Genomic DNA, 16,407 nt, shown 5'->3' on the forward strand with positions numbered 1-16,407 from the left:
GTGCTCAGAACTGGATGCCCGATCGCTCGGCGACCGTATGCATGTCCTTGTCGCCGCGGCCCGACAGGTTCACCAGAAGGTGCTTGTCTTTGGGCAGCGTCGGCGCGAGCTTCGTGGCGTAAGCCAGCGCGTGGCTGGACTCCAGCGCCGGAATGATGCCCTCGATGCGGCAGCAGTCGTGGAACGCCTTGAGCGCTTCTTCGTCGGTGATACCAACGTATTGGGCGCGGTTAATCTCTTTTAGCCACGCATGCTCAGGGCCGACGCCCGGATAGTCGAGGCCCGCCGAGATCGAATGTGTCTCGATGATCTGCCCGTTCTCGTCCTGAAGCAGATAAGTACGGTTGCCGTGCAGAACCCCAGGACTGCCGCCGATCAGCGAGGCGGCGTGACGGCCCGACTCGATGCCGTCGCCCGCCGCTTCCACGCCGATGAGCTCGACCGCGGTGTCGTCGATGTACGGGTAAAAAATGCCCATAGCGTTCGAACCGCCGCCAACGCACGCGATCACCGCGTCCGGCTGCCGCCCGATGAGTTCGGGCATCTGCACTTTGCACTCGTCGCCGATCACACGCTGGAAGTCGCGCACCATCATCGGATAAGGATGCGGCCCCGCCACCGTGCCGATGATATAGAACGTGTTTTCGACGTTCGTCACCCAGTCGCGCATTGCTTCGTTCAGCGCGTCCTTCAGCGTGCGCGACCCCGACTCGACCGGCACAACCGAAGCGCCGAGCAGCTTCATCCGGTAGACGTTCGCGGCCTGCCGGCGCACGTCTTCGGCGCCCATGTAGACCACGCATTCCATGCCGAAACGCGCGGCGATGGTCGCCGTGGCGACGCCGTGCTGGCCGGCGCCGGTTTCGGCGATCACGCGCGGTTTGCCCATGCGCTTGGCCAGCAATGCCTGGCCGATCACGTTGTTGATCTTATGTGCGCCGGTGTGATTAAGGTCTTCGCGCTTGAGGAAAATCTGCGCGCCGCCCAGCAGTTCGCTCCAACGCTGCGCGTGGTAAATCGGCGAGGGCCGACCAACGAAATACTTCAGTTCGCGCTCGTATTCGGCGACGAACTCCGGGTCTTTCTGGAATTTCTCGTAGGCAGCACGTAGCTCGTCGAGCGCGTGCACAAGCGTTTCAGCGACGAACACGCCGCCAAACTGGCCGAAATGGCCTCTTTCGTCAGGCAAGTTGTACATGGTGATCACTCATATCTGGCGCGCGGCATTTTTTGGGTGCCGCGCCGCGAAATCATCCGGCATCCGCCGCGCGCACCGCGCGCACGAATGCCGCCATCCGGGCGTGATCTTTCACGCCCCTGGCGCCCGGTACTTCGATGCCGCTCGAGACATCGACCGCGTACGGGCGCACGCGATGGATCGCGTCACTGACGTTTTGCGCGTTCAACCCACCACTCAAAACGGCCCGACGCGCGAGCTCTGCTGGAATAAGTGACCAATCGAAAACCTTCCCGCCGCCGCCATAGCCTTCGACATGGGTGTCGAACAGAAAGCCGCTGGCAGCTGAATAGTTGAGAGCCGATTTTACCAAATCGGCCGGTTGAGTATCCGCCGCAACTCGCAGCGCGCGCAACCAAGGCAAACCCGCAACGCCGGCGAGCGATTCGCATTGGTCCGCCGTCTCGTCGCCGTGGAACTGCAACAGCGAAAGCCCGACGTTGCTGACCACCTCGCGCATCCAGTCGGGCGTGGGGTTCACGAACAAGCCGACCACCGACACGAACGGCGGCACCTGATGCACAAGCTCGACGGCCTGCGCAACGCTCACTGAACGCGGGCTCGGCGGGTAGAACACGAGGCCGATGGCGTCGGCGCCGAGATCTATCGCGCAGTTGACGTCGGCGGGTTTCGACAGTCCGCACAGCTTGATGCGCGTTCGCCGCGGAATGCCTTGCTCAGGCGCGGCAGCGCCGGCTTCGTTCGCGAGGCTGTCGGTCCCGTGATTTTCAAAGTTCATGATGTGCCTGCTCGTTCCATACGGTACTCCACGGCACGCTGCCGGTCTGCGGCGCGGGCACCGCGAAGTGCTCAGGATAGCCCACTTGCGCGAGATACAACCCGTCCGGCATGAAGGTCGGCGCCGCCCATTCGCGGTCGCGGCTCGCGAGCACTTCGGCCATCCACGCGACCGGGCGCCGACCCTTGCCGACATAGACCAGGCACCCCATCAGGTTGCGCACCATGTGATGCAGGAACGCGTTCGCCCGGAAACGGAAATGGATGAAGTCGCCCTGTTGCTGAATGTCGATTTGATACAGATGCTTAACCGGCGTCTTGGCCTGACATTGCGACGAGCGAAACGCCGAAAAGTCGTGTTCACCGATCAAAAGGGTCGCTGCCGCCCGCATCGCGTCTATATCGAGCGACGTGTGCACCCAGCCGGCGCGCGCTGCGAGCATCGGCGAGCGTACGGGATGGACGTACAACAGATAGTGATACGTGCGCTCGAACGCCGAAAACCGCGCGTGGAACGCTTCCGGCATCGGCTTCGCCCACTGCACGGAGATTGTTTTCGGCAAAAACGAGTTCGTCCCGCGAATCCACGAAATGTCCGCTCGATCGAGCTCCGTATCGAAATGCACGACCTGGCCGAGCCCATGCACGCCCGTGTCCGTGCGGCCGGCGACTACGGTGTGCACCGGCGTCTGTGCGAATTCGCGCAGCGCCTTTTCGAGCTCGTCCTGAACCGTGTTGCCATGCGGTTGCGACTGCCATCCGCAGAACGCCGAACCGTCATACTGGACGCCCAAAGCAATCCGCTTCACGACAACGGAGCGAGCGTCGAGAGCAACGCGCGGGCGTCGTTGCGCGTGGCCGGATCGTTTGACTCGATCACTTCGTTAATCAGCGTGCGTGCGCCGGCAAGATCGCCCAGTTCGATGTACTCGGCCGCCAGGTCCAGTTTGTTGCGCGCGATGCGGGCCAGGTCGGCAGGCGTGAACGCCGGCAGCGGCTGGGCCGGGCTTGGCGGCAACTCCAGATCGAAATCGAGCTTCAGCGCGCCGAAGCCCGCCGTGCCGAGGTTGCCGGCACCGAGACCTGCCACGGCAGCACGGCCGGCGGTCCCGGCTGCGATTTCATCGGCCGCATGCGGGGCTTCGTCCGCATCGGGCGGCAGCACCGCCTGCCGCGCCGTTGCTTCCTGGGACGCGACGGGCTGTGTGCTCAGCGACTCGGGCGCATGAACGGTTTCTGCCGCCGACTCCACGCGCGGCGGCAAGGGCATATCGAGACTGCCGAATGCATCGAGGGCGTCGCGCGGGAAGTCCGCCGGCGCCTGGACGCGCGGCTGGTCGGCCGCTGCGGGCTGCGCGGGAGTGTCGACTTGATCGTCGTGGACTTGCGCGGTTGTCGCCAGCGGCTGCGGACTCAACGGCTCCATCGGCTCGGCCGGCAACGGCTCGTCGTCCCATTCGAGACGATGCGAAAGCGGTTCCGGCTCCCACGCCTCGTTAACCTGCTCGAGCGGCTCGAGCGGCGCGCGCGGCAGTGCGTCGGCGCCTAGCTCGGCAGCGGCGTCGAGGCTGGCAACGGTCGTCGCGGCGTCCAGTTCGTGGTGGATCTGGGCCGGCGGGAGTTCGGATTGTTCCAGCGCAGCGGCTTCCGCGGGCGCGGCGTGGTCGTCGCTCAGTTCGGCGTTCGACGCCGCGAAGTCCGCCGATGGCTCGTGCTCTGCGGCTGGCTGGGCCATGTCGCGTACGCCCGCGACCTCGTCGGTAGCGAATTGCGCAGTATCCCGCTCTGCTGCTCCCTGCTCTGCCGCCTGGCGCGCTTCAGCCTCGCGCGAAGCGGCTGCGCGAATTTCCGCCTCGCGCTCTACAGCAACACGCTCCGACATTTCGCGAGCGGCGGCTTCGCCCTCGGCAGCTTCGCGCTCGGCGGCGGCCATTGCGGCCGCATGCTGCGCGGCGGCGGCGTCCGCGTCGGTCAAGTTAGGCTCGACCACCTCGTCTGCAGGCGCAATCCGATTCGACTGCTCAGCCACGCCGGACGCCGCTATGCCGTCCGCTGACGCCGCGTGTTCCTCCTGCGCCAGACGCTCACGCTTGCGCCGGCCAAGACGCAAGGCGGTCAACAGCACGACCAGCGCAGCGCCGACCGCCGCCGCAATAGCGAGGTTCGTCTGCGAAATGCCCGTATCGTTCGACGTGGTGGTCCCAGTGCCCGAACGATCGGGCACGACCGCGGCAGACGACGCACCCCCGGCCGATTGCGTGCCGCTTGCAACAGGCGCGACCGGCGCTGCCGGGGCCTTGCCGATGCCGTGCTTCTGCAACTCCATCAGCACGCGATTCTTGAGCGCGAGCAACTGCTGCAAGCTCGACACTTGTGCGCGCGGCTGCGAGGCGCCGGTGGCGGCGGCTGCCTCGCTTGCCGAAGGCTGGACCGAGCCGGCCCACACATGCGTGCCGCTCGCAGCCGATGCAGCTTGCGATCCGGCAGCAGTAGCAGCACCCGACGATGCCGCGTCGCTCGACACCACGGAGCTTGCGTCGCTGGCCGAGCCCTGAACCGCGGGCGACGTCGCAGCTTGCGTAGCGGGGCTTTGCCCGCCTGCCGCACTCGCCGCCGCTGCATTGCCCGGCGCGGCGCTGCTTGCGCCGGATCCGACTGCCGCATTCGACGACGAGCCACTGTCAGCCGTCGGCGCCGATGCCGAACCCGTTGCAGACGCTGCAACCGCGCCCGACGCGTCCAGCGCCGGCACGTTCAGCACTGAGCCCAATCGCATGCGGCTCGGATCGTGGCCCATGAAGGCGCTTGGATTCGCGTCGAAGAGCGCGCGGGCCGCGCGAGCGAGCGTGGCGCGGTCGTGTGACTGCGTGACGGCGATCGCCACGTCGTTCAGCGACTGACCAGGCCGCACCGTGTATTGGCCGCCAGCCGCAGAGGAGACGGCCGCGGTTCCGGAAGCGGATACCAAACCGCCGTCCGGCGCGCTCGCTGCGTCGACGGGCGCCGCGATGGCGCTGCTCGAAGCGGCGCCAGCCAGCATCACCGCCAAAGCGGCTGCGACCGCCAGGCGGCCGGTATCTGGGCGCGCAAACATGGCCCGAAGGGAAGAGAGTCGAAGATTCATCGGGACTCCTGGCGCGTCAGCGCGCGGCCCTTTTTTGCGGTTATAAAAAGACAAGATATTCGGAGCACACAAATGAAAAAAGCGCCGCGCAAGCGCGACGCTTCTTGAGTTTTCTACGCGTCGTGACCGCGTAGTTTACTTTACTTGTCGAGCACAATGCGAAGCATACGGCGCAGCGGCTCGGCCGCGCCCCACAACAGCTGGTCGCCGACCGTGAATGCCGACAGATATTCACCGCCCATGGCCAGCTTGCGCACCCGGCCGACCGGCACCGTGAGCGTTCCCGTTACCACTGCCGGCGAGAGGTCGCGCATGGACGCCTCGCGCTCGTTCGGGACAACCTTGACCCAGTCATTGCCCGAAGCGAGGATGCTGTTCACTTCGTCGAGCGGCACGTCCTTGTTCAGCTTGATGGTCAACGCTTGCGAGTGGCAACGCATTGCGCCGATCCGCACGCACAGGCCGTCTACCGGAATCGAACCCGGCGTGCCCATGGCCGGCTTGCCGAGAATCTTGTTGGTTTCGGCGCCGCCCTTCCACTCTTCTTTCGACATGCCGTTGCCGAGGTCTTTGTCGATCCACGGAATCAGGGAGCCGGCGAGCGGCACGCCGAAGTTGTCGGTCGGCATGCGGTCGCTATTCATGGCGGACAACACGCGGCGGTCGATATCGAGAATCGCCGACGACGGATCAGCCAGATCTTCTTTGGCTGCACCGTATAGCGTGCCCATTTGTTGCAGCAGTTCGCGCATGTTCTGCGCGCCCGCGCCCGATGCAGCCTGATACGTCATGGCCGTCATCCAGTCGACGAGGTTTTCGCGGAACAGGCCACCGAGTGCCATCAGCATCAGGCTGACCGTGCAATTACCGCCGATGAAATTCTTCTGCCCCTTCACAAGCGCGTTCTTGATCACGTCGAGGTTGACCGGATCGAGAATGATGACCGCGTCGTCCTTCATGCGCAGCGACGACGCCGCGTCGATCCAGTAACCGTTCCAGCCGGCCGCGCGCAGCTTCGGGAACACCTCGTTCGTGTAGTCGCCGCCCTGGCAGGAGATGATTGCTTCGCACTTCTTCAGGTCTTCGATGCTTGTTGCATCTTTGAGCTTGGTCTCGTTTTTGGCGAACGACGGCGCGTTGCCGCCCGCGTTGCTGGTGCTGAAAAACACCGGTTCGATCAAGTCGAAATCGCCTTCCTGTTGCATGCGTTGCATCAGGACGCTGCCGACCATGCCGCGCCAACCTACGAGACCTACGTTCATGACTTCATACCCTTCGAGTGGAAACTTCCCCGCATCTTTGCCCGCAGTGACCGCGCGGGGAAGATGAGCGGGCACGACGGACGATCAGCGCTTCGTGATCGTTTTCGGGGTAATCGTTTTAGTGGATGTTGCGGTGGTAATGGCGAGCTTAACCACACGGGCCGTTTTGCCGTGCAGTTTCGAAATCGAGGAGATTTGAGCCGTTTGTGCCATCGCTACAATATACACGAAAACCGGAATCCGGCGACGTCAATGTCCGTCGCTGCCGTCCGTATTACGCACGAATCGGCCTTTTTGAAGGCCGATTCGCGTTTTTGAGGCTGGTTAATGACCTGACTGATGAACTGACCGATCTTCCGTCAAGCCAGCCGCGCAGCCGTAAGCTTGTCGACGCGCGAGCGGTAGTTACAGCGCCGCGACGACGGCGTCGCCCATTGCGACAGTGCCGACCTGCTTGCAACCGGACGTGAGAATGTCGCCGGTTCGGTAGCCTTGTTCAAGCACCTTCTTCACCGCATTTTCGATGCGATCCGCCTGCTCGGCCTTGTTCAGCGAATAACGCAGCATCATGGCCGCCGACAAAATGGTGGCCAGCGGATTCGCGACGCCCTTGCCGGCGATGTCCGGCGCGGAACCGTGCGACGGCTCGTACAAGCCCTTGTTGTTCTTGTCGAGCGAGGCCGACGGCAGCATGCCGATCGAGCCCGTCAGCATTGCCGCTTCGTCCGAAAGAATGTCGCCGAACATGTTGCCGGTCACGATCACGTCGAACGACTTCGGCGCCTTGACGAGTTGCATCGCGGCGTTGTCGACGTACATGTGCGACAACTCCACATCCGCGTATTCCTTCGACACGTCGATCATGACGTCTTTCCAGAATTGCGACGTTTCGAGCACATTGGCTTTATCCACCGACGTGAGCTTCTTGCCGCGCTTTTGCGCGGCCTGAAACGCGACGTGGGCGATGCGGCGCACTTCGGGCTCCGAGTAGCGCATCGTGTCGAAGCCTTCCTTCGAGCCGGCGAACAGGCCGTCCGGCGCTTCGCGCACGCCGCGCGGCGCGCCGAAGTAGATGTCGCCGTTCAGCTCGCGCACGATCAGAATATCCAGACCCGAAACGATTTCTTCTTTCAGCGACGACGCACCGGTCAATTGCGGATAGCAGATTGCCGGACGGAAGTTCGCGAACAATTGCAGATGCTTGCGCAGACCGAGAATCGCCTGCTCCGGGCGCAGCGCGCGTTCGAGCTTGTCGTACTTCCAGTCGCCGACGGCGCCGAACAGAATGGCGTCGGCTTCCTTAGCGAGCGCGAGCGTGGAATCGGGCAGCGGATGACCTTTCGCCTCGTAGCCCGCGCCGCCAACCGGCGCTTCTTCCAGTTCAAACTTTTCGCCAAGCACGTTCAGAACCTTCACGGCCTCTTTGACGATTTCGGGACCGATGCCGTCGCCCGGCAGCACTGCGATCTTCATGCGAATTCCTTAATGATTGTCTTCCAGGCTTCGAGCCTGAGCTAACAGACGCGCCTCAAACACTCAAGCGCTCAAGCACGCAAGTCTTAACCGACGATGCGATGCGCGAGCCACGGCTGCTTCGCAATACGCTCGGCTTCGTACTGACGAATCTTGTCGGCGTGACGCAGCGTGAGGCCAATGTCGTCGAAACCGTTCAGCAGGCAGTACTTGCGGAACGCCGCGACTTCGAACGGATACTCGGTGCCGCCGTCCGAAGTGCGCACGACTTGCGCTTCGAGGTCGATGGTCAACTGAAAACCGTTGAACGCATACGTTTCGTTGAACAGGTGATCGACCTGCTGTTCGCTCAGCACGATCGGCAGCAAGCCGTTCTTGAAGCAGTTGTTATAGAAAATGTCGGCGAAACTCGGCGCGATGATCGCGCGAAAGCCGTATTGCTGAAGCGCCCAAGGCGCGTGCTCACGCGAGCTGCCGCAGCCGAAATTCTTGCGCGCGAGCAGCACCGAAGCGCCCTGATAACGCGGCTGGTTCAGTACGAAGTCCGGATTCAGCGGACGCTTCGAATTGTCCTGACCCGGCTCGCCGTGGTCGAGATACCGCCATTCGTCGAACGCGTTCGGACCGAAACCCGTGCGCTTGATCGACTTCAGGAATTGCTTCGGAATAATCGCGTCCGTGTCGACGTTCTCGCGATCGAGCGGGGCCACGACGCCTGTGTGTACGGTGAATTTATCCATGACGCTTGCGCCTGTTTCAGGACCGGGCGATGCGCGTGGCGGCATGAGAGCCGCTCGCCGCGTCGCCGGCAAAAATCAAAAACCGGTTATTTTTCAGCGTGATTGCTGATCGAATTGCCGAGGTGCGACATGTCCTGCCCAAATCCGTGCACCGTGTTGCAGCCGGTCAGACCGAGCAGTAGCCCAGCCAGAGTACCGAGCGCGAAGCGGCGCAAAAGAGCGGTGCGATTCATGTTCTTCATCATGCGATTTATCCCAGCTTGCGAATATCGACAAAATGCCCTTCGATGGCCGCGGCTGCGGCCATGGCGGGGCTCACGAGATGGGTACGGCCACCGGCGCCCTGACGACCTTCGAAATTACGATTCGACGTGGACGCGCAACGCTCACCCGGATCCAGCCGGTCGGCGTTCATCGCGAGACACATCGAGCAGCCCGGCTCGCGCCATTCGAAACCGGCGTCTGTAAAGACCTTGTCGAGGCCTTCACGTTCCGCCTGCGCTTTGACCAGACCCGAACCCGGCACAACCATGGCGAGACGGATGTTCGGCGCGACGCGGCGACCCAGTTTCTTCACGACGTAAGCCGCGGCGCGAATGTCTTCAATGCGCGCGTTGGTACACGACCCGATGAAGATTTTATCCGGCTTGATCGACTCGATCGGCGCGTTCGGTTCGAGCGCCATGTATTTGAGCGCGCGTTCCATTGCATCGCGCTTGACCGGGTCTTTCTCGCGCTCGGGATCCGGCACGCGGCCGTCCACGGCGGTGACCATTTCCGGCGACGTGCCCCAGGTAACCTGCGGCACGATGTCCGCCGCGTTGAGCTCGACAACGCGGTCGAACTGCGCGCCTTCGTCCGACTTGAACTGCTTCCAGTACTCGACCGCGTGATCCCACTCCGCGCCTTGTGGCGAGAACGGGCGGCCCTTCAGATATTCGATGGTCGTGTCGTCGACTGCGACCATGCCGGCACGCGCGCCCGCTTCGATCGCCATGTTGCAGACTGTCATGCGGCCTTCCATGGACAGCGAGCGAATCGTCGAGCCGCCGAATTCGATGGCGTAACCAGTGCCGCCCGCCGTGCCGATCTTGCCGATGATCGCGAGCACGATGTCTTTCGCCGTGCAGCCGCGCGGCAACGGCCCTTCTACTTTCACCAGCATGTTCTTGCTCTTCTTCTGCAAGAGTGTTTGCGTGGCGAGCACATGCTCGACTTCCGACGTGCCGATGCCGTGCGCCAGCGCACCGAACGCGCCGTGCGTGGACGTGTGCGAGTCGCCGCAGACGATCGTCATGCCCGGCAGCGTAGCGCCCTGTTCCGGCCCGATGATGTGCACGATGCCCTGACGCAGGTCGTTCATCTTGAACTGCGTGATGCCGTAGGCGTCGCAGTTCGAATCGAGCGTATCGACTTGCAGCTTCGACACCGGATCGGCGATGCCGTGGCTGCGGTCCGTGGTGGGCACGTTATGGTCCGAGACGGCCAGATTCGCGCTGATGCGCCACACCGGACGCTGAGCCAGCTTCAGACCTTCGAATGCCTGGGGGCTGGTCACTTCGTGCAGCAGGTGACGGTCGATATAGAGAATCGTCGTGCCGTCTTCTTCCGTGTGGATCACGTGTGTGTTCCACAATTTGTCGTAGAGAGTCTGTGGCATGGTATGCGGGGTAGTAATGACTGCGGGCTGACTGTGTCGGTCGATTATGCCACGCAAAGTCTCGCCCCAGGGCGCCTCGCGATGGGAAAAAGCGATAAAAAACAGTGAGTTGGGTGGTAGTGTCGATACCTGTATCGACGTTACCCTGATGAGCGGAAGGATCGTGACGGTGATTGCAGAAGAAATCTGTTCCCGCAGAACTTTCCGGCGCATCACGAGGAACGGTGGTCCCGCTTGATCGACGGATTGATTGCGAACGCAATGCACGATGAATAAGCGACTCGCTCAGCGGCGCGGCGCGACAGCTTTCAGTGTTCGAAACGCTGACAAGTCCGATTAGAATGCGACGAGCCCCGGTTTGCGCACGAGCGACGCCTTTGATCCGACGCGAATAGAAGGACAAAAAATGGAACGACAGTCCGACTCTCGTCCTCCCCGCCCGACAGATGCCGGCTCCCGACAGTCTGCACCGACCCACCTCGCCGACATGCTCGACAGCTTGAGCGACGGACTCATGTCGATCGACAGGTCGTGGCGCTTCACCTATCTCAACCATACAGCTGAACGATTCTTGCAGCAGGAACGGCAAAATCTGCTCGGACGCGACATATGGCAGTGTTACCCGGACCTGGTAGGCTCCGGCTACTATCGCGTCTATCAGGAGACGGCGGCAACGGGTCTTCCCGGCCGGCACACTGACTATTACGCACCGCTCGGCACGTGGTTCGAGGTTCGTTCATTTGCGCACGACGATGGCATTACCGTGCTCTTTCGCGACGTCACACGTGAACGCGAGCACGCGGCGCAACTGGAATTCGAAGCGAGCCACGACTATCTGACCGGGTTGGCGAACCGGCGCAAGTGCATGGAAGTTCTGTCACGCGCCGTCGCTGACGCTGCTTCGCCTCGCTCTACGCACGATGCTTCAGATGCGGTCCTGTTTATCGACCTGGACCATTTCAAGGAAGTCAACGACGCCTTTGGTCATGCTGTCGGCGATGAACTGCTACGCGGCTTTGCGAAAAGGCTGATGGCCATTCCCGACCCTGCGGTTTTCGCCGCACGCGTAGGGGGCGACGAGTTCGTTCTGTTGTTACGCAACATCACGGCAAGCGCGGCAGAAGCGTTCGCGCATGCGGTGCTTCGCGAACTTGCAGCGCCATTCGAAGTATCTGGAAGATCCATCTCGCTGTCGGCTAGCATTGGCATCGCGCTGCTAAGAGAAGCGCCGGGCTCGGCCGAGACGTTGCTCAATCATTCCGACGCGGCCATGTACGCAGCGAAGTCATCTGGCCGTTTCCAGGTGCGCTCGTACGATGGAGCCCTCGACCGAGGCGTGCGTGAGCGCCTTGCTTTGCGCATGGATCTTCGTGAAGCGTTTGAGGCGAACCAGTTCGAGCTTCATTTCCAGCCTCAGATATCGCTGACGAACAATTCCGCAATCGGTGTCGAGGCACTTCTTCGCTGGCGTCATCCTGAACGAGGGTTGCTGACTCCGCACGCATTCCTCGCAGTCTTACTTGAGTCCCCTTACGAAGGGGCGCTCGTCGAATGGCTGCTCCATGCAGTTTGCCGGCATATTGCTGAATGGCGACGGCAGGGCATATACATACCGCGGGTCAGCCTCAATCTGTCGGCTCGGCAACTTGTGAGCGTGGGTCTTACAGACAGGATTCTCCATATCGCAACGAAATACGACGTTTCCCCCGCAATGCTCGACATTGAGGTCACGGAGGATTCGCTGGTAAGCGATATCGAAAAGGCAACGTCCATTCTGTCCGCGCTGAAGCAAGCGGGCATATCCACATCGCTGGACGACTTTGGCTCCGGGTACTCCAGCCTCGGCTATCTGGTCCGATTGCCTATCGACACGCTGAAGATCGACAAGTCGTTTGTTCGAGCACTGGCCGAGTCACAGAAGGCGTCGACGGTCATTCGAGGCATTGTCGGTCTCGCACGTTCGCTGGGCATGAAAACTATCGCGGAAGGCGTCGAGTGCCAATACCAGGCCGAAGAGTTGAAGGACGCCGGGTGCGATGCCATTCAAGGTTATCTGGTGAGCCGCCCGCTTGACTCGAAGGCCGTGGCGGAGTTCATGTTGCGAGTGTCATAGCGCGATTGAAAGTAATGTTGGCGACTTCAGCTTGCAACTGCGTGATGCCGATAACGCGGCTGATAATGCGGCCCGCCTGCTGTTTGTTCCAGGTTGTACCGTGCACACGAATGCTCTCCGATCAACCCGGCGGGAAAGCATGTCGACAGCGAACGCAGTACACTCTCCATGACGGACTTGCATTGCTTGCAACAGCACAAGGCCTGAGCGCTGAGGCACAGTCAACGCGCCGCTGCGCTTGAGCAAACAATCCCGACTCCCACTTCCGCTGCACGCGTCAGTGATCGATGGACACATTACAGAACATGCGCGTTTTCGTGCGCGTAGTGGAGGCCGGCAGTTTCACCGCCGCCGCTCAGTCTTTTAATTCGACGACCGGCGCCATGTCACGCGCAGTCTCCGAACTGGAGGCTCATCTGCGCACGCGCTTGCTCAATCGCTCCACACGCCGTCTCGCGCTCACTACCGCAGGCGAGCGTTATCTCAAGCGATGTCAACAGATTCTTGCGGATATCGACACAGCGGAAGAAGAAGCGAGTTGTGCCCACGAACGCCCGAGCGGCGCGCTCCGTATGCATAGCTTTGCGAGTATCGGACAACACTATGTGCTGCCCGCCATCGCACACTATCGCGCGCTTTATCCCGACGTGACCGTTGAGCTGACACTGTCGCAGCGCATGCCGGATCTTTTCGAAGGCAGCGCGGATGTCGCCGTGATTGGCGCTTCTGCACTACCCGATTCCGACCTCGTTTCGTTCCCGCTTGGAACGACGTTCAGCATACTGTGCGCATCGCCCTCGTATGTAAAAACGCACGGTGCGCCGAAGCGGCCGGCGGATCTTGCAGACCATGAGTGCCTGATTCTGCAGACGCCCGCATTCGCGCCGCACGAGTGGATACTCGACGGGCCAAACGGCAGTGAGGCGATGCAGATCGACGGCCCGGTGCAGGTGAATATCGCGGAGTCGCTCGTCGTTGCGATCCGGGAAGGGATGGGCATTGGTATGGTGCCGCTTTACGCGGCAATCGCCGGATTGAGGGATGGCACGTTAATACGCGTATTGCCGGACTACACGCTGCAGAAGATGCACGTTTATGCGCTGTATCCGTCGCGGAAGTTTATCGACGCAAAGACGAGGACATGGGTGGAGTTTTTGCGCGCGCATTTGCCAAAGGTGATCGCCCGCGACGAGGCTTTGCTGGCTGAGATTGGCCGGACCGATAGCGGCAGCGATGCGAAGCCGCGCGGATAGCGCGGCCATACATAGGTCTGTCACACCTTGCAGATACCGAAATCTCTCACGGGCGGCGTGACGAAGCATCTGCCTTTGCACATGCGCAATGAGTTCCCGCGAACGAGAGGTTTACCCAAATCCAAGAACAATCTTCTGCACGGAGCACCCTTAATTTTAAGCGCCTGCTTATTTAGACTGTGATCACTGGTTTACGAACAGGGCTGTTCGTAGCAGGACAAACAAGTCTGGAGGTAGGTAATCATGAAGTCTCTCATTCACGCCGTTGTCGTTGCCGCTGCCCTTGCTGCTCCGGTAGTGTCGTTCGCGCAATCGAATGGGTCAGTCACCCGTGCACAGGTACGCGCCGAACTGACCCAGTTGCAAAACGCGGGCTATCACGTTGGTGACGGCGACAACGCACACTATCCCGAAGCCATTCAGGCTGCTGAAGCCAAGGTTGCTGCGCAGAACGGCGCGACAAGCGGTTACGGCGGTGAGGTAAAGGGTTCGTCGGGATCAGGACACCCGTCAGTGACAAATGCGGACTGGAACGCGATGTACAACCACCCGTAATGCATTAGTTTTGAATGTGCGCGGCAGGAGGATGCAAAAGTATCTGGTCATCCGCGCCGTCGGGTTCCGTCGTAGATCGATATGCGGTCGGTCTCGTGTTGCCGGAACTCGGGTCAATTGTCGCCCTGCTCGCCTTCGCCGGCCCCTGCCCTTTGCCGTCGCTGCGCGAGCGCAACGCGATCTCGTTCCGCTTGCGCGGCGGCCGTTGCGTCGATCGGGTCATCACGCTGCCGCATCAGCCAGTAGACGCTCCCCAGCGCCACCAACGCAAACGCAAGCGCCGCGATCTGTGCCGGCGCACCGGCGGGATCCAGAATAATAAATTTGCGGGCGATAGCCAGCAGCGCAACCAGAAGTACTGTTTTGACCTGCACGATGTGATCGCGCCGGGCCATCACGCGCGTAATCGAATGTTTGAATTCCATAGCGATCAACAGCGTCATGATCATGCCGAAAACGGTCTGATACACCTCGTGATCCAGCGGGTTCAGCGCGTTCGAAACCAGCAACAAAATCACCGCGCGAATCAACTGCCAGAGCGACACGAGGATGATGATAGAAATCACCACGCTCAGGACATGCGTGACAATCTGCTCGAATCTTTCATAAAAGGTGAGCAGATCCCACTGTACGCGTAGCGTATCGAGATCCTTACGCAGCCAGCTTTTCTTTCTTTCCATGATTTGGCTCCGCAGCGGCCGGATTGTCCAAGCATACCCGGATTAACGACTAGACTTGAAGCATCGTAGACGCATGCACGGCATGCAAGAGCGTATGCGTCATTCAATCGGAAGACGCGGAAGTCGAGCGCGTCGCGATGTAAAGGAACGATCGGCGGAAAGCGAACAAAATCCGGGAGTATCGCGAAAGACGCCCACTCACCGTGTGCTTACGATGCACCAATATGGCGGACCGCGGTTATCCCAACGCGGTCGCCTGCTCGTGAACGTCATCTAAGGCGGATAGCATTTCATGGTCAGAATCTATGGACCCATGCGCAGCGCAAACGGCTACGCAATACGCGACTTCCTGCATCGGAGCGACATTCCGTTCGAATGGATCGAGCTGCGCAGCGATAAAGAAGCGGAGGAACTGGCGCACGTTCAGCATCTTTCCGACTCGCGCTTGCCGGTTTGCGTCTTCCACGACGGCACGCGGCTCGAATGTCCGACCATCCGGCAAATCACCGAAAAGCTCGGCTGGTTCGCAAGTCCATCCCGTGAGGCCTACGATCTCGCGATTTACGGCGCGGGACCAGCGGGATTGAGCGCGGCAGTGTACGGTGCATCGGAGGGGCTGCAAACGGTACTAGTGGAGCGTTGGGCACTGGGCGGCCAGGCAGGCAGCAGCTCGAAAATCGAAAACTACCTGGGCTTCCCACAGGGCTTGAGCGGCGCGGAACTCGCAGAGCGGGCGCGCGTTCAGGCCGTCAAGTTCGGCGCCGAAATCCTGCTGGCGCGCGCCGGCGTGCACGCGGAGTTTCCGCCAGGCCGTGGCATCGTATCTCTGGAAGACGGCACACGTATCACGGCGCGCACGTCTATCTGCGCGACCGGGGTGGCATATCGCACGCTGGCCCTCGCGGGTGAAGAGCGCTTTCTCGGCGCGGGTCTCTACTATGGCGCCGGTGCGAGTGAAGCCGAGCTGATCGATGGCGAAGACGTATATGTGGTGGGCGGCGGCAATTCGGCAGGACAGGCCGCCATGCATTTTTCGCAGTCGGCCAACCGCGTCTACATGGTCGTGCGTGCCACATCGCTCAAGAACACGTTGTCGCATTACCTGGTGGATCGCATCACGTCCGCGCCGAACATCGAAGTACGCACGTGCACCGAAGTTACCGCGCTCGCAGGCGGTGACGTGCTGGAGGAGGTCACGCTGACCGATATCCGCACCGGCCGGCAAAGCACGGTAAAGACGAACTGGCTATTCGTGTGCATTGGCGGGGTGCCACAGACCGAGTGGGCGCAGGAGGTCGGCATTGTCCGCGATGAAGGCGGCTACCTCGTGACCGGTCCCGACCTGCAGGAATACCGGGCGCACTTCAACTGGCCGTTAGAGCGCGCGCCGCTGCATCTGGAAACATCTATGCCCGGCGTATTCGCAGCAGGCGACGTGCGTCACGCGTCGATCAAGCGCGTGGCGTCAGCAGTGGGCGAAGGCGCAATGGCTGTGGCGCTGGTGCATCGCTATCTCACTAGCGCTTGAGCGGACGCGCAACCTTGATCCACGCGCCTCTGCGCGTACCTTGT

General features: G+C 61.5%; 14 protein-coding genes. 4 read left to right on the forward strand and 10 right to left on the reverse strand.

Going from position 1 to position 16,407, the window contains the following annotated elements; all coding sequences use genetic code 11:
- Nucleotides 1–4 precede the first annotated feature (4 nt).
- The 9 genes from trpB to leuC form a co-directional block, all read right to left on the reverse strand.
- A complete protein-coding gene (trpB, locus tag H281_RS0131185) occupies nt 5–1,198 on the reverse strand; it encodes a tryptophan synthase subunit beta (RefSeq protein ID WP_020071052.1) in 1,194 nt (397 codons plus the stop codon).
- A gap of 52 nt (nt 1,199–1,250) precedes the next feature.
- Nucleotides 1,251–1,976, reverse strand: coding sequence for a phosphoribosylanthranilate isomerase (locus tag H281_RS0131190; RefSeq protein WP_020071053.1), 726 nt, complete (start codon nt 1,974–1,976; stop codon nt 1,251–1,253).
- Complete coding sequence (gene truA, locus H281_RS0131195) at nt 1,966–2,784, reverse strand: tRNA pseudouridine(38-40) synthase TruA (RefSeq protein ID WP_020071054.1); 819 nt, start codon at nt 2,782–2,784, stop codon at nt 1,966–1,968. Before truA ends, H281_RS0131190 begins: the two co-directional genes overlap by 11 nt.
- The gene (locus H281_RS0131200; RefSeq protein WP_027805101.1) at nt 2,781–5,099 is read right to left on the reverse strand and encodes a FimV/HubP family polar landmark protein; all 2,319 of its coding nucleotides are present in this window, start codon (nt 5,097–5,099) and stop codon (nt 2,781–2,783) included. The genes truA and H281_RS0131200 overlap by 4 nt, the downstream gene beginning before the upstream one ends.
- A gap of 140 nt (nt 5,100–5,239) precedes the next feature.
- Nucleotides 5,240–6,361, reverse strand: coding sequence for an aspartate-semialdehyde dehydrogenase (gene asd, locus H281_RS0131205; RefSeq protein ID WP_027805102.1), 1,122 nt, complete (start codon nt 6,359–6,361; stop codon nt 5,240–5,242).
- A 405-nt stretch (nt 6,362–6,766) separates the two neighbouring features.
- Nucleotides 6,767–7,834: a 3-isopropylmalate dehydrogenase gene (gene leuB / locus H281_RS0131210; RefSeq protein WP_020071057.1), complete on the reverse strand. Its 1,068-nt coding sequence runs from the start codon at nt 7,832–7,834 to the stop codon at nt 6,767–6,769.
- A gap of 86 nt (nt 7,835–7,920) precedes the next feature.
- Nucleotides 7,921–8,574 (reverse strand): 3-isopropylmalate dehydratase small subunit, encoded by a 654-nt coding sequence (leuD, locus tag H281_RS0131215; protein WP_020071058.1) that lies wholly within the window; start codon nt 8,572–8,574, stop codon nt 7,921–7,923.
- Nucleotides 8,575–8,660: 86 nt separating this feature from the next.
- A complete protein-coding gene (locus tag H281_RS0131220) occupies nt 8,661–8,819 on the reverse strand; it encodes an entericidin A/B family lipoprotein (RefSeq protein WP_020071059.1) in 159 nt (52 codons plus the stop codon).
- 5 nt (nt 8,820–8,824) lie between these two features.
- The gene (gene leuC / locus H281_RS0131225; RefSeq protein ID WP_027805103.1) at nt 8,825–10,234 is read right to left on the reverse strand and encodes a 3-isopropylmalate dehydratase large subunit; all 1,410 of its coding nucleotides are present in this window, start codon (nt 10,232–10,234) and stop codon (nt 8,825–8,827) included.
- 487 nt (nt 10,235–10,721) lie between these two features.
- Between leuC and H281_RS35050 the strand changes: the two genes are divergently transcribed.
- From H281_RS35050 to H281_RS0131240, 3 genes are all read left to right on the forward strand, one after another.
- Nucleotides 10,722–12,347 (forward strand): putative bifunctional diguanylate cyclase/phosphodiesterase, encoded by a 1,626-nt coding sequence (locus tag H281_RS35050; protein ID WP_020071061.1) that lies wholly within the window; start codon nt 10,722–10,724, stop codon nt 12,345–12,347.
- Nucleotides 12,348–12,634: 287 nt separating this feature from the next.
- A complete protein-coding gene (locus H281_RS0131235) occupies nt 12,635–13,600 on the forward strand; it encodes a LysR family transcriptional regulator (protein ID WP_020071062.1) in 966 nt (321 codons plus the stop codon).
- A 243-nt stretch (nt 13,601–13,843) separates the two neighbouring features.
- A complete protein-coding gene (locus H281_RS0131240) occupies nt 13,844–14,155 on the forward strand; it encodes a DUF4148 domain-containing protein (protein WP_020071063.1) in 312 nt (103 codons plus the stop codon).
- A gap of 113 nt (nt 14,156–14,268) precedes the next feature.
- Here H281_RS0131240 and H281_RS0131245 read toward each other — a convergent pair whose 3' ends face one another.
- Nucleotides 14,269–14,835, reverse strand: a complete 567-nt coding sequence (locus tag H281_RS0131245; protein WP_020071064.1) for a phosphate-starvation-inducible PsiE family protein — start codon at nt 14,833–14,835, stop codon at nt 14,269–14,271.
- Nucleotides 14,836–15,127: 292 nt separating this feature from the next.
- Here H281_RS0131245 and H281_RS0131250 point away from each other — a divergent pair, with 292 nt between their 5' ends.
- Nucleotides 15,128–16,363, forward strand: a complete 1,236-nt coding sequence (locus H281_RS0131250; RefSeq protein ID WP_027805104.1) for an NAD(P)/FAD-dependent oxidoreductase — start codon at nt 15,128–15,130, stop codon at nt 16,361–16,363.
- Nucleotides 16,364–16,407 lie beyond the last annotated feature (44 nt).

It is taken from the genome of Paraburkholderia caledonica, from assembly GCF_000383275.1.
Classification (GTDB): Bacteria; Pseudomonadota; Gammaproteobacteria; order Burkholderiales; family Burkholderiaceae; genus Paraburkholderia; species Paraburkholderia caledonica.

Coding starts and splice junctions, on each gene's coding strand:
- leuC (WP_027805103.1), bottom strand. CDS start 10,234: ATGCCACAGACTCTCTACGACAAATTGTGGAACACACACGTGATCCAC.
- leuD (WP_020071058.1), bottom strand. CDS start 8,574: ATGGATAAATTCACCGTACACACAGGCGTCGTGGCCCCGCTCGATCGC.
- trpB (WP_020071052.1), bottom strand. CDS start 1,198: ATGTACAACTTGCCTGACGAAAGAGGCCATTTCGGCCAGTTTGGCGGC.
- H281_RS0131220 (WP_020071059.1), bottom strand. CDS start 8,819: ATGATGAAGAACATGAATCGCACCGCTCTTTTGCGCCGCTTCGCGCTC.
- leuB (WP_020071057.1), bottom strand. CDS start 7,834: ATGAAGATCGCAGTGCTGCCGGGCGACGGCATCGGTCCCGAAATCGTC.
- H281_RS0131190 (WP_020071053.1), bottom strand. CDS start 1,976: ATGAACTTTGAAAATCACGGGACCGACAGCCTCGCGAACGAAGCCGGC.
- H281_RS35050 (WP_020071061.1), top strand. CDS start 10,722: ATGCTCGACAGCTTGAGCGACGGACTCATGTCGATCGACAGGTCGTGG.
- H281_RS0131240 (WP_020071063.1), top strand. CDS start 13,844: ATGAAGTCTCTCATTCACGCCGTTGTCGTTGCCGCTGCCCTTGCTGCT.
- H281_RS0131200 (WP_027805101.1), bottom strand. CDS start 5,099: ATGAATCTTCGACTCTCTTCCCTTCGGGCCATGTTTGCGCGCCCAGAT.
- H281_RS0131250 (WP_027805104.1), top strand. CDS start 15,128: ATGGTCAGAATCTATGGACCCATGCGCAGCGCAAACGGCTACGCAATA.
- asd (WP_027805102.1), bottom strand. CDS start 6,361: ATGAACGTAGGTCTCGTAGGTTGGCGCGGCATGGTCGGCAGCGTCCTG.
- H281_RS0131235 (WP_020071062.1), top strand. CDS start 12,635: ATGGACACATTACAGAACATGCGCGTTTTCGTGCGCGTAGTGGAGGCC.
- H281_RS0131245 (WP_020071064.1), bottom strand. CDS start 14,835: ATGGAAAGAAAGAAAAGCTGGCTGCGTAAGGATCTCGATACGCTACGC.